The sequence below is a fragment of the Metamycoplasma alkalescens genome (assembly GCF_900476125.1).
GTDB classification, from domain to species: domain Bacteria; phylum Bacillota_I; class Bacilli_A; order Mycoplasmatales; family Metamycoplasmataceae; genus Metamycoplasma; species Metamycoplasma alkalescens.
Map to the genome: position 1 here is coordinate 136,394 of NZ_LS991949.1, position 23,639 is coordinate 160,032.

The window sequence follows — 23,639 nt, forward strand, 5'->3', positions numbered from 1 at the left end:
ATAAAAATGAAAAAAAATATAAAATTTAAAAAAATGATATTTTTGTCATTTGGAAGTTTTTTGGCAATATCTCCTTTAATTATTTTGTCTTCATGCAAGAAAAATATTAAAGAAGATAATTTGAATTCTAATTTAAATAATCAAGATAATGAATCAAAAAAAGATAATAACAGTGATGGGAATAACTCAAATAATTTTAATGAGCATCCAAATGATAAAATTCAACCTCAAATTAATAGTATTAGTAATACTGAAATTGATAAGTACATTAAACTTAATCAAGATCAACGTTTCAAAAAAGATAATGATAAGTATGTAGATGGATTAAAAAAATATTTAGCAGCTTCTGCTAATATTAACAATTGAAATGATTTAAGAAAAAATCTTCATGCAACACAAGCCCAAATTAATAATTTTGATAAGTTAGCCTCCCAAAATAAACAAGATTCTTTTGTTAATTCAGCATATAAAGGTTTTACAATTCCTTCATATAAAAGCAATTCAACTGAGATTGATGGTTTAGATATTTTGGAATCTGAGGAATCACCTAAACAAGCTTCAAAAATTGATGCATTTAACAAAAATAATCCTTATTCTGCGATTGGATTGGCAAGAAAAATTGTTAATGAGAAATACTTGGAAATTGCTAAACAAACATATTCAATTCGAATAAATAATCTGAATGATTATCAAAAAGAAATTAAGCAAAATAAATTTGATATTAATTATTTAGAAAACAATACAGAAGAATTTGAAAAATTAAAAGAAGAGAAACTAGAGAAATTAAAAAAAGATAAAGATATTTTAGAAAAAGAATTTGATCAAGCAATTAATAAAATTTCATCTGATTCAAGAAAATCAAAAATTGATGAAAAAAATGAAGCATTAAAAAAATACGATGAAAATATTGCTTATTATCAAAATTTAACTAAAGATTCCTATCTTGAGTTTTTAAAAAAACAAATTGAAGAATTTAAAGAAAAAGCTAAAAAAAACAAGGAAGAAAAGAAATCAATTCTTCCTGAAAATGGAACAATGTGAATTCTTGATTATCAAATTGAAGAAAATAAAAAATATCCAACAAAATGATATTTCGGAACTAATTCACATGTTGCTAAAGCACTGACAGAAAATTTATTATCATTTTCAATTTCAAAAATTAGTAATGATCTAAGAGTTGGTTCGCAATTAAGAGTTTCAAGTTTGGATGACAATATTATTACTTTTGGTTTCACTAATTCATCAAAAGAAGCAATTTCAAAAATTTTTGATGGAACAGATTTTTTAAAAGAAGAGTTTACTGCAACAAATTTTTTATCACAAAAATCCAAAAATAAATTTCCTAATTTAGGGTCATTTGTTGATTTTGCAGTTTTTGAAATTGATTTTTCAAAAATTAAGAAGGAAGATTTGATTGTAGTAGCAAATGATCAACCATTAACTTCAAAATATGTGAATAAAAAAGATAATGATTTTGCAGAAAATTTAGCAAAAGAAATTACGAATGATTATGTTAATAATGTAAAAAATCATGTTAAATTCAAAAAAGATTCTTATTTAAAAGATTATAAAAAAATTGATTACCCAATTAAGGGGAAATTATCTGATAATATTGAATTTCTTTATGCTGTTGGTTGACCTTCATCGCTTGGGGATTTCTATTTGAAACCATATGTTGATGATGATCAAAATAAACGAAAAGAAACTTCATTTAGTTTATGAACTAATACTGAGTATGAATATTATGATTTAAATGTTGTAAATGGAGAAAATGCAATTGTTGATCCTGAAAAACAAAAAAAATATCAAAGAGGGAATTTTTTATCATACCAAATTGGTTATCGTTCATTTACAAATAAACCAGGTGTATTAGATACTTTTATCGCTGCTCCAAAATTTGGGAAAGAATTTTATACTATCAATGGTAAACAATATGCAAATATGGGTCTTGCTTATATGCCACGTCGTTGAGCCCCAATTGGTGGAGCATCAGGTTCATCAATAAGAAATCAACATAATGAATTAGTTGCAGTTTATTATGCAACAAATACAAATGCTAGAGTTGGATTATCAGTTGCTTTTAGATCAGAAGGATTTGATTATCAAGGACTATATGGTAAATATAATTTACCACAATATGACTTAATTTATGGTGGTGGAAAAGATCAAAGAAATTCATATCGTGAAGCACTAAAAAATAAAAAACAAGACATTAAAACAAACTTATTTAAAGAAGGTGTTAACAAAGAAAATCCTGATTATAAATTTGATCGGGTTTTAACAGCGAAAGATATAAAAAATTAATGATTTAATATTTAAATTAGTTGGAGTATTTTATGCAATTTAAATCAAAAAATAGAAAGAAATTTTTGTTTTTATTTTCTATATTTATTTCAACATCAGCATTTATTTTGTTTTCATGCAAACAAAATAAAGTAAATAATGATCAAGATAATGTAAATAAGGAAATATTAAATTATTCTGATGAAGAATTTGAGAAAGATTTTAAAAATTTAACACAATCTCCAAATTTTGAAGATCACTTAATTTTGAAATTTAAAAATTCCTTAGAAAAAATAAACGTAAATGAAATTTCTTGATTGCAATTAAAAAATCACTTAAATAATTTAGTAATTCAAGCTAAAAATGAAGATCTAAATAAAAAAATTGGTTTTAGTCTTGTTGACATAATTCTAGTCCCAAATAATCATCAAATAAATGAGCCTAAAATAAAGGTTTTGCTTACAAATAAAAAAACTAAAAAATCTTTTGAATATGTTTTTGAATTAAAAAAAATAAGTAATCAAAACCATCAAATTAATAATTCAAATATTGATTTAGATAAATATATTAGTTATCCACATAACAAGCGTTTTTTACATGATAATAATGAATATCTAAAAATTTTAAGAAATTATTTGTCTTCTTCAATGGGAATTAAAAATTGACATGAATTAAGAAAAAATGTTGTAGCAAATGAAAAACAAGTTAAAGAATTTAATAAAAAAGCAGCATTAGTTAATCAAGATTCCTATGAAAATTTAGCATATAAAGGTTTTACAATACCTTCTTATGATAAAAAAAGTAATGTTAAAGGACTTGAGTTGTTTGAAGGGTTAGAAATTGGAAAAATACCCTCTTGGGTTGATTCATTAGACAAAAAAGGTGATGATGTTTATAAAACGATTGGATTGGCTAGAAAAATTGTTAATCAAAAATATTTAGATATTGCAAAACAAACTTTTTCAATCAATTTAACAAGAAAAAATGATTTCAAAAAAGAGATTGATCAAATAAAACAAAACCTTGATCTTTGAAATAAAGAAGATGCAAAAGAAAAATTTGAACAATTAAGAAATGAAGAAATTAAAAAATTAGAATTTGATAAAAAAAATATTGAAGAATATTGAAATGAAAAAATAAAAAATACTCAAGATCATTTGTCAAGACAAAATTTAGAAAATGAAAAAGAAAAAAATTTAAAAGCAATAAACGACAAGATTCAATATTTTAAAAAATTAACTTTAGATGTTGAAAAAGAAATTTTAAGAAAAAAAATTGTTGAATTTGAGAAAATGACAAAAGAAAATATACATTCGATCAGCGAAAATGGCACAATGTGGATTTTGGATTACCAACTTAGTGATAATGGTTATCCAACAAAATGATATTTTGGAACAAATTCACATGTGGCAAGAGCACTTGTAGATAATTTAACTTCTTTTTCGATTACTAAAATCAACAATAATTTAGAGATTGGACAAACACTAAATTTATCAAGACTTGATGAGAAGATTACAACATTTTATTTCAATGATAAAAAAGCAATCAAAAAGGTTTTTGATGGAATTGGATATTTAAATAAAAAACCATTTGAATTTTTAATTCCTGAACAAAAGAAAAAATTTCAAGATTATGAAGCATTTGCAGATTTTGCTGTTTTTGAAGTCGATTTTTCACAAATAAAAAAATTGTATGCGTCTTCAAATCAAAAAGATGTAACAGCAAAATATGAAGAATATGATCAAAAGAATTTTGCACAAAATCTTGCAAAAGAGATAACTAATGATTATGCAAACCAAACAAATAAACATATTAAATTTCGAAAGAATTCATACCTAAAAGATTATAAAAATATTGATTATCCACTTCAAGGCAATAATCCGAGTGATCTTGAATATTTATATGCTGTTGGTTGACCACGTAGCACAGGAGATTTTTATCTAGATAAAAAAGCTCAAGGTTTTGATATTGAATGAGCAAGACAAAGCCTTAGCCTTTGATTTAATACTGATTTTTCTTATTACAATAAAGAAATTCAAAAACAAGAATTCGATTTAAATAATAAGATTGATCAAGGAAATTTCTTATCATACAATGTTGGTTATCGAAGTTTTATTAATAAACCAGGCATTGTTGATACATTTATTGCAGCACCAAAATTTGGTGATGGATTTTATGAATTAAATGGTAAAAAATATATCAATATGACCCTTGGATATGTACCGCGTTATTATGCTCCAATAGCAGGAGCTTCAGGTTCTTCAATAAGAAACCAAGATAATGAATTAGTTTCAATTTATTATTCAACTAATAATGGTGCACGAGCTGGATTATCTGCTGCTTTTAGATCGGAAGGATTTGATTATCAAGGACTATATGGGAAATATAACTTGCCACAATATGATTTAATTTATGGTGGTGGTAAAGATCAAAAAAATTCATATCGTGATGCCTTAAAAAATTTATATCCAGATTTAAAAACAAATTTATTTAAAAATGGATTAGAAAAAGGATTTGAAGAATATAAGTTTGGAAATATTCTTACTTTAAAAGATATTGAATAGACAATCTTAATTTCTTTTAATATCACATGCCAATCATAGCAACTGTATGCTATGATTTTTTTAAAATTTAAATATATAAAATTACATTATCTAATGATTAAAAAATAAATTGATTTTTGTTTCCTAAAATCTTTATTTTATTTTTTTTAAAAAAATAAGTATAAAATTATAAAAAAAGTTAAATGTTAAAATTTTGTTATAATTTCTAATTAAAATATTTAGTTTATAATCTCAAAAAGGTAGTTAATTATGAAAAAAATATTTAAAAATAAAAAAAATAAAATAATTGCTTTATCACTGGGTTCAAGTCTTTTAGCATCAGCTGGACTTGGAATTTTCTTATTTTCATATAATAATAAAAATAATTTAGGTGTAAATTATAAAAATTATGGTTCAAATGATCCTGAAATTTTTAATAGTTCAAACGCTGATATTAAGGATGCAACAATTTCACATACTGATCGTAATTTAGTCGAAGCAAAAGCACCTGTAGTCATTGAGAAAAATGAAAAAGAAATCCAACCAATTGAAGTAGCTAAACCAGAACCAACTCCAGTCCCAGTACCTCCACAACCCATCCCAAAACCAATTGAGCAACCAAAAAAAATAGAAAGAATCACAGTTAATATTCATGGTGTAAATGTAATTGTTGAGGCTGAAGTAGCACCTGGAAGAGTTTTAAATAAAGAAGATATTGCAGCTGGTATTACAAACAAGGATCCATATATAGCTCAAATTGTTGGGAAAATTACAAATGTCGAAGTAACTAAAAAATTAAAAGATGCAGTAGCTAAAAATTTAGTTGAAAATAGTTCAAGTGGATTAAAAACATATGCAGATAAATTTTTAAATTCACTTCCAGAAGTTGATAGTGAAGAATTTAAACTTGAAGATTTTACAAGACAAAATTCTCATGTTTGACAAAAAATGTTAGATAGGTTTAGAAAGTTGCTTGACAGTAATAATGTTGTTAATTTTTTAAAAAAAGAAGCAGCAGATGAATATAGAAAAGGAAAAACATTTCCTAGTCCAACACATAAATATGCATGATTAATTAAAAATTTGGATTATTCAAAATTTACTAAACTAAGCGGAAGTGCTGAAAAATTCTTAAAAGAAGGTTACACAGCAACTGCAGATAATGTTTATATTAATGAAAATGGTGAACTTGATTCATATTCATATGATCCAGCTCCTGGGTTTAATACTGTAACTTCAAGACTTCAAAGAGATAATCGTGAAAAAAGGGTCTTTTCATATGATAGTTATTACGGGAGAACACCAGCTGAAATTAGTAATGGTGAATACCCTGGATGAACAAAAAGAGAAGTTACAACTGATGCTCAATTCAAAGAATTTAATGTTGGACAGGATGATGATATTAAAATTTTTGAATTGACTAAAGCTGAAAAAGATAAAGATGGTAAAGAAATTAAAGGAATTGCTGTTGAAATTGATGCAAACAATTCTTTAGGTTATGAAAAAACTAAAAAATTAATTGAAGATCTAAAAAATAAAAATATCAAAATTACATCTTATCGTATTAAAAATATGGGTGAGAAAGATCCGCAACAAAAATTCAGAGAAATTATCCGTGCCTTACCAAATGATTTACCACATCTAGAATTATTTTTTAGTTCAAAAGCAACAAATACAGCATCACTTATTGAATTAGAAAATAAGGATATTAAGGAATTATCTTTATTTACGGAAGGAAATCCATTAATAGAAGGTTGGTCAATTAATCCATGAGCAATAAAAGGTGTAAGATGGGTAAATACAATTGATTATAATGTTAATTGAGAACGTAGACAAAAAACAGTCTCAAGAATTGTTTTTAACACTTTAGCATTCGAAGAATCTGACATTAAATCTCAAGAAACAAGTTTAGAAAAGAAATTTGAAAGAATTAATTTAGGCTTAAGAATGGCTTATTATGTAAGAAATAATGAAGGTATTTTTCAAGGCGATTTTGGACCTGGATTGAATCCTGATAATAATGAAGGAGATAATAGTTATCCAACAAGACTTGATTTTTCAAGAGCTCCATCAATGAAGTCATTAAAAGGATTAATTTTTCATGATATAAGAAATGGAAACAATAAACCAAGAAAATTAAAAAATCTTAAATTCTATAATGATAAGTCTTATTTTGAACTTAAAACAACTGATTTAGATCAAGGTCAATTAGATAAAGTTATGGCATTAAATGAACCAGAACCACCAAGAACTGAGATTAAATTTTCAAATGGAATTACAACTCAGGCTATTAGATTTAGTGATAGCAACTCGTTAACAGATTCTGGATTATCAAATTTAAATGTACTAACTAGTTTATCAAAAATAACAAAAATTCAAGTCCCTAGAAATGCACATCAATTAAGAAGTCAACTTGAAAACCTATATGATGTATCTGAACATGATGGAACAGAAGATATATCATATAACTAATTAAATTTATTATATTTGCAAAGTGAGATATGTATGACAACAAAAATAAATAAGAAATCAAAAAAGATTCTATTTTCTTTATTGGGAATGTCTTTGATTTCATCACCAATTTTTGCTTTAATTTCTTGTACTAATCCAAATAAGAATAAACAAGAAGAAGAAACTGAAAATAAAGATGCTAATTCAAATAATGAAGGTTTTAAGATTGATCCAAATTTAAAATATTCTGATTCAGATTTTGAAAAAGATGTAAATAACCTTAAGTTAAATTCAAATTTAGATGATGTTTTTGATTTGAGTTTCCAAAGTTTTTCAGGCGGAAATAAAAAAGAAAATATTTTCCCATCACAAATTCAACTAAATCCAAGCATTTTAAAAATCAAAGTAAAAAATAATGAACTAGATAAAAAAATTCATTTTAAAGTGCAAGGAATTACTTTAAAAGATAATGCCAACCAAACTGGTGAAGCTAAGATTAATGTTGTATTCATTAACAAAGCAACTGGTAAAAGAGATAACAAAATTTATAATCTTTCTGGTTTGAATAAGTCATTTAATAACGAAGATGCAAATGGAAACAAACCAAATAATAAAATCTCAACTCAAAAAAGTAATGATGAAATCTCAAAATATATAAATTTAAATCAAGAGAAGCGTTTTGAAGCAGATAACAATGAATATTTGGATGGACTAAAAAAATATTTAGCATTCGCAGCAGGTGTAAATAAGTGAGATGATTTAAGAAAAACACTTAAAGCAAAAGAAAAAGAAATTAATAAATTTAATCAAAAAGCATCTGAAATTGGACAAGATTCTTTTGAAAATTCTGCATATAAAGGATTTACATTACCTTCATATAAAGAGGATGGGACATTTGATGGTCTAGATATTCTTGAAGGTGAAGAAATTGGAAAACAATCATCATGAGTTGATTCATTGGGAAAACATGATATTTATAAAACAATTGGTCTAGCAAGAAAAATTGTCAACGAAGATTATTTAAAAATTGCTAAACAAACATATTCTATCCGTCTAAATAATATAAATGATTATCAAAAAGAAATTGATCAAAATAATTTTGATATTGATTATTTACAAAAAAATCAAGGGGAATTTGAAAAATTAAAAACAGAAAAAATTGAGAAATTAGAAAAAGATAAAAAGCTTTTAGAAAAAGAATTTAATGAGGCAATTGAAAAAATTTCACCTGATTCAAGGGAATTAAAAATAAAAGAAAAAGATGAAGCATTAAAAAAATATGATGAAAAAATTGAATATTATAAAAAGCTAGATCAAAAAAAATATATTGAATATTTAGAAAATAAAATTAAAGAATTCAAAGAAAAAGCTGAAAAAAATAAAACTGATAAAACATCAATTCTTCCTGAAAATGGAACAATGTGAATTCTTGATTATCAAATTGAAAAAAATGGAAAATACCCAACTAAATGATATTTTGGAACTAATTCCCATGTAGCTAGGGCATTAACAAAAAACTTATTATCATTCTCAATTTCAAAAATTAATAATGATCTAAAAGTTGGTTCACAATTAAGATTATCAAATTTAGATGATAACATTACAACTTTTGGATTTTCAGATAGTTTTGGTTCAATTAAAAAAATATTTGACGGAACTGATTTTTTAACTAAAAAAGCTTCAGATTATTTATCGTCTGAATTAAAGAAAAAATATAGTGATTTAGGTTCATTTGCGGATTTTGCAGTTCTTGAAGTCGATTTTAGCATTCTAAGTGCTTCAAAATTTTCTGCTTTTTCAAATAACAATAGTGTTATAAATAAATTCATTAGTAATGAAACAAATAATGAAAATAATTTTGCAGAAATACTGGCAAAAGAAATTACAAACAATTATGCAACCGATAAAGATCAACATATTAAATTTAGAAAAAATTCATATTTAAAAGAATACAACAAAATAAATTATCCTCTTAAAGGAGATATCTCTAATATTGATTCACTTTATGCTGTTGGCTGACCTTCATCAAAGGGTGATTTCTATCTAAAACAATATGTTGATGATGACCAAAGAAAAGTTGCAGAACATAATTTTAGTTTGTGAACAAATACAGAATATGAATATTATGATAAAGATGTTGTAGGTGGAGAAGGATCAATTGTATCTGATAAAGAAAAAGAAAGATACAAACGTGGTAATTTCTTGTCTTATAATGTTGGTTATCGTTCATTCAAAAATATGCCAGGAGTTTTAGATACATTTATTGCATCTCCTAAAACTGGAAAAGATTTTTATGTCTTAAATGGTAAAAAATATGCAAATATGGGACTTGGATATATGCCACGTCGTTGAGCACCAATTGGAGGAGCTTCAGGTTCATCAATAAGAAATCAAAATAATGAATTAGTTGCAGTTTATTATGCAACAAATACAAATGCAAGAGTTGGTCTATCAGTTGCATTTAGATCTGAAGGTTTTGATTATGAAGGTTTATATGGATCTGAATACAAATTACCACAATATGATTTAATTTATGGTGGCGGAAAAGATCAAAAAAATTCTTATAGACAGGAACTTGAAAAACTATACAAAGATAAAGGAATTACAACTAATTTATTCCAAAGTGGTTTAGATAAAGTTCCACAAGAATTTAAGTTTGAAAATATAAATCATTTAACTGCTTCTGATTTGAAGAAAAATAATTCAAATTAAAAATCAAATTTTTAAAACAATTAATCATAAAATTTAGTTTGTGGTTATTTTGTTTTTTATTTATAGTTTGATAATTTTTTATAATCTTAAATATATTTAGAATTATATTTAAAAAATATGTTACAATAGTAGTCGCAATATATGAAGACAGTAACGGCAAAAAAGCTTAATCATGTTACCGAGTATGTAAATGTTTTTGTTATTGCAAATTAAATAATACAAGGAGGAAAAATGAGTGCATTAAGAGATGCTAAAGTTTTAGTAGTTGATGAAATTACAAAAAACCTAAATGAATCAAAAGCTTTATATGTTGCTTCATATAAAACATTAGATGTAACAGCATTACAATTGATTCGTAGAGAATTAGCTAAACATGGTGTTTTATTAAAAGTGTATAAAAACCGTTTAGTTAAACAAGCACTTTTATCAACTGAATTAAAATCTTTAAATGATTTCTTAGTTGGTCAAAATATCTTTGTTTTTGCAAAACAAGACGATTTAACTTCATTGAAATCTTTAGTTAAATTTCAAAAAGAATTTCCTGCATTAGAATTAGTCGCTGGAATTTATGAAAACAAAGTTGTTGATGCAAAAAATTTATTAGAAATATCAAAACTTCCTTCATACGAAGAATCACTTATGATTCTTGGAAACTCATTATTGGCACCAATTAAAAATCTTGCAATTGGTTTAAATGAGTTAATTAAACAAGGAAAAGTATCGGAATAATTAAATTTTTTAAGGAGAAAAAATTATGGCAAAATTAACAAAAGAAGAATTCGTTTCAGCACTAAAGGAAATGAACATTAAAGAAGTTATGGATTTAGTAGAAGGATTAAAAGAAGAATTTGGAATTGATCCGACTGCTGTTGTTGCAGCAGCTGCTCCAGCTGCAGCTGAAGCTGTTGAAGAAAAATCAACATTTAATGTAACTTTAAAATCAGACGGTGGAAACAAACTAGCTGTTATTAAAGTTGTTAAAGATTTATTAGGTTTAGGCTTAATGGATGCAAAAAAACTAGTTGAATCAGCACCTGCTTTATTGAAAGAAAATGTTAAAAAAGAAGAAGCAGAAGAACTAAAAGCTAAATTAGCAGAAGTTAATGCTGAAGTTGTTTTAGATTAATTTATTTACAATTAAAAAACGAGCTTGCAAAGCCGTTTTTGTATTTTTTATTATATATATACGCACGCATATACATATATGCATTATAAGACAGATATTGTTCTTAATAAACACAATCAAATATAAATTTATAGAGGTTAGATATGAGTAATAAATCACAATATGTTTTAAGAAAATTTGGCCCAATTACAGAACGAAGAGATTATTCAATCAGTCCCAAAAAATTCGAAACACCTGATTTTTTAAAAATGCAAAGAGACTCAGTTGAGTATTTTTTAACTAAAGGTGTGGAAGAAGAATTAAGAAATATATATCCAATTGAAGCACATGGTAAAGTTAAAATTGAATATATTGAAAATTCGGCAACTTTTGAATATCCAAACAAAACTGAATTTGAGGCAATTAAGGAAGCAAAGCAAAAAGGTTCTTCATATTATGGAAAATTAAAAGCCCGCTTAAAACAAATTAATGATGAAACGGGTGAAGTTGTTTCAGCTGAAGTTGTTTTTGCTGAAATTCCAATTATGACTTATGGGGGATCATTTATTATCAATGGTTCAGAAAAAGTTATTGCTTCACAATTAATTCGTTCAACTGGCGCTTATTTTGGTGTTAACGTTAGAAATAAACAAGCAAACGACTTGTTTAATAAAGTTGAAATTATTCCGCAAGTTGGTTCATGATTAGAAATTTATCATAAAACAACCTCATCTAACCCTGATACAATTAAAGTTCATATTGACAAAAACAAATCATTTTTATTAACAACATTTTTAAAAGCTTTAGGTTTTTCTGAAAAAGCAATTAAAAAAATGTTTGGTGAAATCCCTGAATTAAATGAAACGCTAAAAAAAGATAAAACAATTGGTGTAACTGATGAAGAAATTACGAAAGATTCCCAAGAAACAATTTATCGCTTAATTCGGCGTGGCGATCGAATGACAGCCGAATCAGCACGTAATTTAATTCCGTTGACTTTATTCAATGAAAAAAGATATAGTTTAACTGAAACTGGTCGTTTTACCCTAAATCGAAAATTAAATATTGGTGAAAGATTAGTAAATACTTATCTTGCTGAAGATATTTTGGATCAAAATGGTAAAATTAAATATCAAAAAGGTTTATTAGTTAATTGAGAAATTGCAAGAAAAATTGCTGAGGAATTTCGTTTAGGAATTTTACCACTTTGAAAATTACCTGATGCTTCACCATCAATGTATGGAACACAATTAGACATTAAGGGTAATGAAAAATTAGGTCAAAGATTATCAGTTCCAAGAGTTTTTGTTTATCCAACTGAAAATGATATGTTACATGATACAAACAAAATTCAGGTTTTAGGTAATGATCCAAACTCAGATGAAAACTTTTTATTAATTCCTGATATCATTGCAACAATTTCTTACTATTTTAATTTGTTATCAAACATTGGTGTTGATGATGATCCAGATTCATTAGTAAATAAAAGAATTGTTACAATTGGTGAATTATTACAAAATCAATTCCGGATTGGATTGATTAAATTAGAAAAAAATACCCGCGAAAGAATCTCAACGAAAGAAACTGCAAAAATTACCCCAAAAAATGTGACAAATAACAAACCAATTTTTAACCAATTTAAATCATTCTTTAATACATCAAAATTGTCGCAATTTATGGATCAATGTAATCCTTTGGCTGAAATTTCAAATAAACGGCGTGTAACTTCATTAGGTCCAGGGGGTTTAAACCGGGACACTGCCCAATTTGAGGTTCGGGATGTACACCCAACGCATTATGGAAGAATTTGCCCAATTGAAACTCCAGAAGGACCAAATATCGGACTTATTCTTAACTTAGCTTCATTTGCTGATATTGATAAATATGGTTTTATTAAATCACCATATTTCAGAGTTAAAAATAAAAAAGTTGATTTTTCACAACCACATTATTTAACAGCAATTGAAGAAGCTGGATATGCATTTGCGCAATCAACAGTGAACATTGAAAATGATGAAATTGTTGATGACTTAGTAATTGTGCGGCGTGATAATGAATATTTGGAAGTACCTGCTTCTGAAGTTGATTTTGTTGGGGTTTCAAACCGGCAAATGACTTCAATTGCTGCTTCAGCAATTCCTTTTTTAGAAAACGATGATGCTAACCGGGCATTGATGGGTTCAAACATGCAACGTCAAGCAGTCCCTGTTTTATTCCCAGAAGCGCCTTTAGTTGCAACTGGTGTTGAAGCTGATATTGCGAAATTCTCATCAACAAATATCATTGCGAAATATGATGGAATTGTAACTTATGTCGATGCAAATATTATTAAAATCCAAAGAGAAGGTTCAAGTAAAATTGATACTTATTATTTAAGAACATTTGAACGTTCAAATCAAGGAACCTTAATTCATCAAGTTCCGCTTGTTAAATTAGGTCAAGAAGTTAGAGTTGGTGATTTATTAGTTGATGGACCATCAATGAAAAATGGTGAGATGGCACTTGGGAAAAATGTTTTAGTTGGATTTACTACTTGACATGGATTTAATTATGAAGATGCTGTTGTCTTATCTGAAAGATTAGTAAAAGACGATGTTTATACATCAATTCATATTGAAGAACAAACAATTCAATTTAGACACTCAAAAGCAGGTGAAGATATTTTAACTGCTGATATTCCAAATGTTTCAAACTACTCAAAACGTTATTTGGATGAAAATGGAATTGTAAGAGTTGGTTCTGAAGTTTCAGCCGGAGATATTTTGGTTGGAAGAACTTCACCAAAAGGCGAAGAAAACCCAACTCCTGAAGAAAAACTTATGGCTGCAATTTTTGGTCAAAAAACAACTTCAAGAAAAGACACATCGCTAAAAGTAAAACACGGTCATAATGGAACGGTTGTTGCTGTGGATATTCTAAGCCGCAAATTAGGTGATACCTTAGAAGATGGCATTGAACAAATCGTTAAGGTTTCAATTGCGCAAAAAAGAAAAATTAAAGTTGGTGACAAAATGGCAGGACGTCATGGAAACAAAGGTGTTGTTTCAATCGTGTTGCCAGTTGAAGAAATGCCATATTTGGAAGATGGAACGCCGCTAGATATTGTTCTAAACCCACAAGGGGTTCCTTCACGGATGAATATAGGTCAAGTTTTAGAGTTGCACTTAGGATTAGCAGCTAAAAAATTAAATACAAAATTTGTCACCCCAATTTTTGATGGGATAACACATAACCAAATTAAAGAAATTCTTGAAGAAGCAAACATTGATTCATCAGGAAAATTAACAGTTTATGATGGTGCCACAGGTGAACCATTTGATCAACCAATTTCAGTTGGAATTATGTATTATTTAAAACTTTACCATATGGTTGATGACAAAATGCATGCCCGTTCAGTGGGTCCATATTCATTAATTACCCAACAACCTCTAGGTGGTAAATCACAAAATGGGGGACAAAGATTTGGGGAAATGGAAACATGAGCAATTGAATCATATGGGGCATCAAATCTACTACAAGAATTTTTAACATACAAATCAGATAATATTAATGGACGTAACCAACTATATAATTCATTAGCAAGAAAAACCAAATTACCAAAACCAGGGATGCCTGAATCATTCAATGTTCTAGTGCACGAATTACGCGGACTTGGAATTAAAATGGAAGCTTTTGATGATAGTGTGGACGAAAATATTGATAGTGAAAGAGTTGATACAAAATATCAACAAGATTGAGATGGAGGAGCTGAATAATAATGAAAGACAGTTTAAAATATAATTTATTTGATGAGTCAAAAATCGCTAAAATTTCTTTATCTTTAGCAACTCCTCAAGATGTTGAAGAATGATCACATGGAGAAGTAACAAAACCTGAAACAATCAACTATAAATCATATAAACCTGAAAAGGGCGGTTTATTTGACGAAATTATTTTTGGTCCAATGATTGACTATCGTTGTCCAGTTTGTGGCTACAAATATAAAAAAATTAATGAAGGTTCATATTGCACAAGAACAGAATTATGTAAACAAGAAAAAGTGCAAATTCTTCCAAAAATTGCCCGTAGAAATCATATGGGACATATTAAATTAAACAGTCCTGTGGTACATTTTTGATATTTCAAAGTTGACCATTCAATTCTTTATAAATTACTTGGATTAAGAATTTCAAGTGAAAATATTCATGAAGTTGTTCGAAGAGAAGAATTAGAAAATCTAATTTATTACAAAAACCATATTGTTGTTGAAGATGGCGGATTGAAATCATTGCCTAAAAATTTAATTATTGAAATCAATGATGCGGCCGTTATTTATAAAGAAGCACTTGATGAGTTATTAACCCGTTTTGATCCAAATAATCCCGAAGATCAAGAAGCTTATGAAGATATTAGTGAAACAATTGAGCAATTAGTTGAAAAAGCAACTTCAAAAATTGGTCAAGAATATGGAATTGATTTTTATGAATTAAATGAAGTAATTGAATATTACTCAGATGCCAGAATTATGACTGGGGCAAAAGCAATTGAATACTTATTAAAAAACTTAGATTTAGCTGCGGAAAAAAACCTTGTTACTGAGCAAATTAAACAATTAAATTTACAAGAATCAAAAAATCCTGATAAATTTGCAACAACAACAAGACAAACACGCGAAAAACTATACAAGAGATTGCAAGTGATCAATGCTTTCATTGAATCAAAACAATCACCAACCAACATGTTAATTTATAATTTGCCTGTCATTCCAGCTGATTTACGTCCGCTAATTCAATTAGATGGCGGAAGACATTCAACTTCAGATATTAATGAGTTATACCGTCGGGTAATTATTCGGAACAACCGGCTACAACAATGACAAGAAAAAGACGCGCCAATTTTAGTTATTCAAAATGAATTAAGAATGATTCAAGAAGCAGTTGATGCTTTAATTGATAATCAAAGAAGAACACCAAATCCTGTTTTATCAAAAGATAACCGACCATTCAAATCGATTTCAGATTCTTTAACTGGTAAAAAAGGTCGTTTTAGACAAAATCTTTTAGGGAAACGTGTTGATTATTCAGGACGTTCAGTTATTGTTGTGGGACCAAATCTAAAAATGCACCAATGTGGTATTCCGCGGGAAATGGCAGCAAAATTATTTGAACCATGAATCATCGCGCGTTTAATTGACCAACAAGTTGCAACAACCGTTAAAAATGCTAAAAAAATTATTGAGGATCAAAATCCAATTATTTGACCACATGTTGCAGAAGCAATCAAAGGAAGACTTGTACTTTTAAACCGTGCCCCAACGCTACACCGTTTATCAATTCAAGCTTTTGAACCTGTTTTAGTAAGAGGGAAAGCAATTAGATTACATCCTTTAGTATGTACTCCATTTAATGCTGACTTTGATGGGGACCAAATGGCTGTTCACGTCCCAATTTCTGAACAAGCCTTGCTTGAAAGTCGTGAATTGATGTTGGCGAATAAAAACATCTTAGGACCAAAAGATGGTGAACCAATTATTAATCCATCACAAGACATGGTTTTAGGGTTATATTATTTAACAATTGAAGAAAAAGATGCTTTGGGTGAAGGTCGTGTTTTTGATAATTATGACCATATGATTCGAAGTTTAGAAGCTAAAAAAGTTTCTTTACATGCAAGAGTTGCGCTTCCAGCTGAGGAAGTTAAAAACCTAAAATTATTTAATGGTTTTGAAATTAATAAAAAATTGTATGTAATTTCAACCGTTGGTAAATTTATTTTCAATAATGTTTTTCCAAAAAATTTTCCATTTATTTTTGATAACAAAGTTACAAAAGCAGTTAACCTTGAAGAATACAAAAATGAATTTAAGAAAACTTATGTTGTTGAAGCTGGAACACATATTCCAAACTATATTAAAAGTCTTCCAATTGAAGAAGCTTTTAACAAAAAAAACATTGCTAAAATTATTCGTTATATGTTTGATAACTATGTTGCAACAATTAGCGTTGCGGATGTCGCAAGTGTGATTGATAAGATTAATGAATTAAATGAATCAGACATTGTTTTAGAATTTTTAAAAATCAAGACTTATAAAGGAAGTTTTTTAGAAAAAGATCATGCTGATTTATTGACAGAGTTTGTTTTAAAAGAAAAGCAAAAAATTGATCAAGAAAATCAAGAGCGTTATGCCGATCAAACAAATATTCCAATTTCAATTAAAGAAAAAGCAAGAATTCTTGATAATGTGTGATTTAGTTATACAAACATTGTTGCTTCGATTCTTGATGATATTAAACAATTAGGTTTTGATTATTCAACAACTTCAGGAATCTCAATTTCTTTTTCTGATATTTTAGAAACAGATAGAAAGAAAGAATATATTGCTGAAGGTGATGCTTATATCAATGAATTAAAACAACATTATAATTTAGGGTTTATTACTGATGATGATCGTTATTCATTAACAATTAAAAAATGAGCTGAAATCAAAGATAAAATTCAGCAAGAACTACAAACAATTATCAAAAATAATCCAAAAAACCCGGTAATTACAATGATTAATTCCGGAGCCAGAGGAAATATTTCAAACTATGTTCAACTTGCAGGAATGCGGGGTCTGATGGCAAACAACACCAAAACAACTAAAGCTGATGCGAAAAATGATCGTGTTGTTCGTTCAACCGTTGAAGTACCAGTTAAATCATCATTTATTGAAGGATTAACTGCATTTGAATTTTATTCATCAACACATGGAGCAAGAAAAGGACTAACTGATACTGCACTTAACACTGCGAAGTCAGGTTATTTAACAAGACGTTTAGTCGATGTTGCGCAAAATATTGTTGTGCGTCAAGCGGATTGTGGTTCAGAATATGGATATTTAGCAAGAAATATTGTTGATACAAAAACCAAACAAATCATTGTGCCACTAAAAGAAAGAATTGTTGGACGTTTTTCAAACAAACCAATTTATGATAAAAACAATAATCTAATTTGTGAAAGAAATGTTTTATTTACTAATAAATTAGCGCAAAAAATCATTGAGGCAGGAATTACTGAAGTTGAAATTCGTTCAATTTTAGGCTGCAACACAAGAAATGGTGTATGTAAAGTGTGCTTTGGAAAAGACTTAGCAACAAATCGAATTGTTAACATTGGTGAAGCAGTTGGTATTATTGCTGCCCAATCAATTGGGGAACCCGGAACCCAATTAACAATGCGTACTTTCCACACCGGTGGTGTTGCAGGGGTTGAAGATATTACTGGTGGTTTTACACGTTTAATTGAATTGATTGATGCCCATGATCAACCATGAGGAAGACCAGCAACAATTTCACCTTATCAAGGTAAAATCATTGATATTGAAAAAAGTAAAAAAATTGAAAATGAGTATCTTGTTTCAATTGAGACAACAAATGCTAGTGATCAAACAATGGTAAAACATGTTTTAGTGAATACAAATAAAAAACTTAGAGTTGCAGTCGGTGATGAAGTACGCATTGGACAAAAACTTTCAGAGGGTCCAATTATTCTAAAAGAATTACTTGCCTTAACGGATGTGATTACTGTCCAAAATTATTTACTAAAAGAAATTCAAAGAATTTATCGGATCCAAGGGATTGCAATTAGTGATAAATATATTGAAATTATCATTCGCCAAATGATGTCAAAAATTATCATTAGTGAACCAGGCGATTCAAAATTCTTTGCCGGAGCAATTGTTGATATTTTTGATTACCAAGAAGAAAATGCTTTATTATTAACCAAAAATAAAAAACCAGCATATGGTAATGTCGTAATTAAGGGAGCAAAACAAGTTCCGCTTCTATCAGATTCATTCTTAGCTGCTGCTTCATACCAAGAAACATCAAAAATTCTTGTTAACTCAGCAATTTCATCAAGAACTGACCATTTAACAGGATTGAAAGAAAATATTATTGTTGGGAAAAAAATTCCTTCAGGAACAGCAATCAATGATTTTGAAGAACATTCAAAATATGATATTAAACCATCAATTAAATACTTCAATGCATTTTTAGATTCGGATTACAAAGAAGAAGATGAAAATAAAGAAAATCCTGAAGAAAATGAAATTGATTTGGATGCTTTAACTGAGGAATTTGCTGAAGAACAAAAAGAAGAAGAAACATTACTTGAAGATGAAGAAAATGTTGATTTATACCAAGAAGATAGCAATGATGATGATACAAATTTAGAATAAATTTCAAAGATTTAAACAAGGATTTCATGTCCTTGTTTTTAATATTTTTAAATTAAAATAATTTTGGTATAATTGTAACGTTACTTATAGAGTAACCATTCTAAAAAGGTTTAAAACTTTTTAAAAAAGTACCTTAAAGATGTGACAAAATATAAGGAGTTTAAATGTTTGCAATTATTGAAACAGGTGGAAAACAATTAATTGTTAAAAAAGGTGATGTAATCTACATTGAAAAAATCGATGGCAATAAAGGCGACGTTATTTCATTTGATAAAGTTTTAGCAATTGAATCAAAAATTGGTACACCTTATTTAGAAAAAGCTTCTGTTTTAGGAACAATTGAAAAACAAGGTAAAGCAAAAAAAATTGTTGTTTATAGACATAATGCAAAATCAACACACAAAAGAAAATTAGGACACCGTCAACCTTATACCAAAGTACAAATTACAGAAATTAAGGAGAAATAACTATGGCACACACGAAATCTGGTGGAACAACGTCAAATAGTCGAGACTCGGCGGGAAGAAGATTAGGTGTCAAAGCAACACATGGTCAATTTGTCACAGCTGGAAGCATTATTTATAGACAAAGAGGAACAAAAATTTTTCCTGGAAATAATGTTGGTCGCGGCAAAGATGACACTTTATATGCTTTAATTGATGGAATTGTTAAATTTGAAAACAGAATTAACCGTAAATTTGCATCTGTATATGCAATTGAGAAATAATTGTAATTTAAGAATCTAAAAAAATAAGTTCAACTTGTAAAAAAAAGTTTGAACTATTTTTTTATTTTGAATTTAATTTTAGATGTTTTTTAATTACATGAATATAAAAATTTTTAATATATAATTATTTCATCATTTGAATATTTGAATGATAATAAGACATTTGTTTTGTCAAAGCAAAGGAGTACAATGGCAAAAAAATCATGAATGATTCTTGAACAAAACAAAGAAAAAATCTTATTTTGATTAGAAAAAAAAGCTCTTGAAAATAAGATGAAAATAATTGATTTTGATAAATTAGTATCAACAACATTATTGAAAACTTTTTTAAAAAAAGATGACAAAGAAGTAATTGAATTTTTAAATAAAATTAATTTTTTAATTGCTGAATCTAAGCAAATCATTTTTAACAACTTGATTGTTGATTTTGAACTTAATCCAAAATTTTCATTTGATAAAAAAATTCCTTTTATTCTAGAAAACCAAGAAGAAAGCAAATTAGAAAATAAATTTGAAATTTTTTTTAATGAAGAAATTAAAAAATTAATTGAAAAAAAATCTTATGTTGAATTTTTGCCAAATTTAATTTTATATTTTTCAGAAACTTCAAATTGTCTGAAAATATATATTAAAAAGGATTACTTTAATAACTAAGGATACAAAATTATGGAAAATATGATAAAAAATAATAAAAACAATCATCCCAAAGTTGTTTCAATTTTTGATTATATTGTTGAAGTTTCGGGAGAATTTAGTTATGAACAAGGGATGCATTTTGTTTGCGAAAGAGATCATAGTATCAATTTAATCTTAATTAATGCAACAAATGATAGAGCCTTTTTATTAGCAAATAACGAAAACAAACAACTAAAAATTAATGACACAATTATTCCAACTAAAAGTAGTAATGTTTTTAGTTCAACGGAGCATTTTGGTAAAGTAATTGATATTTTTGGCAATGTTGTTCTACCACATAAAAAACAAGTTGAAAAAAAAGAAGGTGACAAAGAAGGCGCTGTTTTTAAATTAGCACATCAACTAATGGATGTTAAAACTTTAAATGAGCAACTTTATACCGGTTTTACTTTAATTGATTTATTAGTTCCAATTGGTAAAGGTCAACGGGAATTAATTATTGGCGACCGTCAAACTGGAAAAACTCATATTGCAATTAATGTTATTCTTAATCAAGCAAAAACAAATACAAAATGCATTTATGTTGCAATTGGGCAAAAAAAAGAAAGTATTTCAAAACTTTATAACATTTTAAAAGAAAATGATGCTTTAAAAAATACAATTATTATTGATGCGCCTGCAACTAGTCCTTATGAACAATATTTAGCTCCATATGTCGGAATGGCACACGCAGAAAATCTTGTTTTTGATGATGATGTTGTGATTATTTTTGATGATCTAACAAAACATGCAAACATCATTCGGGAAATTGCGCTTTTAACTGATAAACCAGTTGGAAAAGAAGCGATGCCAGGTGATATTTTCTTTGCGCACTCACAATTACTTGAAAGAGCGGGGTCATTTAAGAATAAAAAAACAATTACAGCCCTGCCAATTTTACAAACAGTTGATGGTGATATAACTTCATTAATTTCATCAAATGTAATTTCGATCACAGATGGTCAAATTGTAACAAGTGCAGATTTATTTTCACAAGGAATTTTACCTGCAATTAATATTAATTTATCAGTTTCAAGAACAGGCTCTTCGGTTCAAAATCGAATTATGTCTAAAGTTGCTTCTGAAGTTGGGAAAATTTTTAGACAATATAAAAGACATCTAAAATTAGCAGCCTTAGACTATGAATTAAACAAAGAAACCGCTGAATTGCTTTACAAAGGTAAAATGATTGATAAGATGTTTATTCAAAAAGGATATGCATTATATTCAAATAAATTTGTTTTATTAATGTCAAAATTAATTTCTTGAACAATTTTAAAAGGAATTAATGATGAACAAAAAGCTTTAAGATTTATTAATGCTTTAATTGAAATGAATCCTGATGCAAAAAAAACTTATGAAATTATTTTAACTTCAACGAATTATGATGATAAATTAGTAAAAGATTATTTTGCATATGCGCTAAAACAATACTCAAATTATTTAGGATTGAATTGAAATGTTGAATATGAACATGAATTTGTTGAATTTGATCAAGACTTCTTGCATAAAGTTGCAATGAAATTAGGTGATAAATAATGGCTAAAATTATAAAATTATGATCAGATATTGTTGAAATAAAATTCGAAAAGAATAAATTGCCTTTAGTGAATCATTTATTGACAACAAATAATGGCAAAACATATTTATTAGTTAAAAGAATTCTTGATGAAGAAACAATTCGTGCAATCATCATTTATTCATCAAAACCAATTAATATTGATGATGAAGTCATTAATACAAACCAAAGTTTTATGGTCCCAGTTGGTAAAAATTCAAAAAATAATATTTATTCATTTGAAGGTAAACCATTGCTAGAAGATCGAAAAACTGAACCAAAATATATTGAAATGAATTCAATCATTAACAATGAAAGATATTTAGATAATAAATTAGAAATCATTGAAACAGGAATTAAAGCAATTGATTTCTTTATCCCAATTATCAAAGGTTACAAATTAGGTATTTTTGGTGGTGCCGGGGTTGGGAAAACTGTTTTAATGAAAGAAATTATTTTCAATGTTAATAAAGAAAATCAAAAAACTTCAAATATTTTTATTGGTTCAGGAGAACGTTCACGTGAAGCAATTGAGTTATTCAATGAATTAGAATCTTCAAACCTAATGAAAGATTCATCAATGTATATTTCAAAAATGAATGAATCTCCAGGCGCTAGAATGTCAATTGTCCCAATAGGAATTACAGCTGCTGAGTATTTAAGAGATTTTGAAAAAGAAGATGTCTTATTATTCATTGACAATATCTATCGTTTTGTTCAAGCTGAAAATGAAGTTAGTGCTTCATTAGGAAAAAAACCATCTGTTGGTGGATATCAATCAACACTTGAATCGGATGTTGCAAACATTGAGAATCGTATGTTTCGTAACCAAAATGGTTCAATTACTTCTTTCCAAACAATATTTTTACCAATGGATGATTTAAGTGATCCATCAGCTGTTGCGGTATTTAATCATCTAGATGGAAATCTTGTTTTATCACGGAATCAAACAGCAAAAAATATTTTTCCAGCTTTTGATCCACTTGCTAGTTCGTCAAATTCAGTTGATGAAAAAATTATTGGAAAAAAACATTTTGAAGCAATATTGGAAACAAAAAGAATTTTAAAAGCCTACAAGGACTTAGAAGATGTTATTATGATTTTAGGTTTTGATGAGTTGGATGAGCAAAGTAAGAAAACAGTTAAAATTGCTTTACAACTTGAAAACTTCTTTACCCAAAACTTTTTCATGACTGAACATTTTACAAAATCGCCTGGTGTTTATGTACCCCTTTCACAGACAATTGAATCAGTTCAAAGAATCTTAGATGGAAAATATCTAAAACAAAGTCCAGAGATTTTTGCTTATGTTGGATCAAATTTAAATATTCCAACTGATGAGGAACTTGGGTTATAAATTTCGAAATTTAGTAAATTATTTTACAAAC

13 protein-coding genes are annotated in these 23,639 nt (G+C 27.6%); all 13 read left to right on the plus strand.

All coding sequences use genetic code 4. The features are described 5' to 3' along the window. The first annotated feature begins 6 nt into the window (after window positions 1–6). On the plus strand, window positions 7–2,304 hold the full coding sequence (gene mip, locus D2845_RS06005; protein WP_110858322.1) for an Ig-specific serine endopeptidase MIP: 2,298 nt from the start codon (window positions 7–9) through the stop codon (window positions 2,302–2,304). A gap of 32 nt (window positions 2,305–2,336) precedes the next feature. Further along, complete coding sequence (gene mip / locus D2845_RS00585; RefSeq protein ID WP_110858321.1) at window positions 2,337–4,847, plus strand: Ig-specific serine endopeptidase MIP; 2,511 nt, start codon at window positions 2,337–2,339, stop codon at window positions 4,845–4,847. Window positions 4,848–5,096: 249 nt separating this feature from the next. Continuing rightward, the gene (locus D2845_RS00590; protein ID WP_110858320.1) at window positions 5,097–7,298 is read left to right on the plus strand and encodes a putative immunoglobulin-blocking virulence protein; all 2,202 of its coding nucleotides are present in this window, start codon (window positions 5,097–5,099) and stop codon (window positions 7,296–7,298) included. 33 nt (window positions 7,299–7,331) lie between these two features. Beyond that, the gene (mip, locus tag D2845_RS06010; protein WP_110858319.1) at window positions 7,332–9,989 is read left to right on the plus strand and encodes an Ig-specific serine endopeptidase MIP; all 2,658 of its coding nucleotides are present in this window, start codon (window positions 7,332–7,334) and stop codon (window positions 9,987–9,989) included. Window positions 9,990–10,220: 231 nt separating this feature from the next. Further along, window positions 10,221–10,718: a 50S ribosomal protein L10 gene (gene rplJ, locus D2845_RS00600; protein WP_110858318.1), complete on the plus strand. Its 498-nt coding sequence runs from the start codon at window positions 10,221–10,223 to the stop codon at window positions 10,716–10,718. Between the two features lie 25 nt (window positions 10,719–10,743). Beyond that, entirely contained in the window at window positions 10,744–11,115 is a 372-nt protein-coding gene (gene rplL, locus D2845_RS00605; RefSeq protein ID WP_110858317.1) for a 50S ribosomal protein L7/L12, read from the plus strand. A gap of 143 nt (window positions 11,116–11,258) precedes the next feature. Beyond that, on the plus strand, window positions 11,259–14,849 hold the full coding sequence (gene rpoB, locus D2845_RS00610) for a DNA-directed RNA polymerase subunit beta (RefSeq protein ID WP_110858316.1): 3,591 nt from the start codon (window positions 11,259–11,261) through the stop codon (window positions 14,847–14,849). A 2-nt stretch (window positions 14,850–14,851) separates the two neighbouring features. Beyond that, window positions 14,852–19,291, plus strand: coding sequence for a DNA-directed RNA polymerase subunit beta' (locus tag D2845_RS00615; protein ID WP_110858315.1), 4,440 nt, complete (start codon window positions 14,852–14,854; stop codon window positions 19,289–19,291). Between the two features lie 164 nt (window positions 19,292–19,455). Further along, window positions 19,456–19,758 (plus strand): 50S ribosomal protein L21, encoded by a 303-nt coding sequence (rplU, locus tag D2845_RS00620; RefSeq protein WP_002881199.1) that lies wholly within the window; start codon window positions 19,456–19,458, stop codon window positions 19,756–19,758. Between the two features lie 2 nt (window positions 19,759–19,760). After that, window positions 19,761–20,018, plus strand: coding sequence for a 50S ribosomal protein L27 (gene rpmA, locus D2845_RS00625; protein ID WP_002881197.1), 258 nt, complete (start codon window positions 19,761–19,763; stop codon window positions 20,016–20,018). Between the two features lie 189 nt (window positions 20,019–20,207). Further along, window positions 20,208–20,672, plus strand: a complete 465-nt coding sequence (locus tag D2845_RS00630) for an MSC_0623 family F1-like ATPase-associated protein (protein WP_231992787.1) — start codon at window positions 20,208–20,210, stop codon at window positions 20,670–20,672. 12 nt (window positions 20,673–20,684) lie between these two features. Beyond that, a complete protein-coding gene (locus D2845_RS00635; RefSeq protein WP_110858313.1) occupies window positions 20,685–22,232 on the plus strand; it encodes an MSC_0619 family F1-like ATPase alpha subunit in 1,548 nt (515 codons plus the stop codon). Next, window positions 22,229–23,608 carry an MSC_0618 family F1-like ATPase beta subunit gene (locus D2845_RS00640; protein ID WP_110858312.1) on the plus strand — a complete coding sequence of 460 codons (1,380 nt, stop codon included), beginning with the start codon at window positions 22,229–22,231 and terminating at the stop codon, window positions 23,606–23,608. Before D2845_RS00635 ends, D2845_RS00640 begins: the two co-directional genes overlap by 4 nt. The last annotated feature ends 31 nt before the right edge of the window (window positions 23,609–23,639 follow it).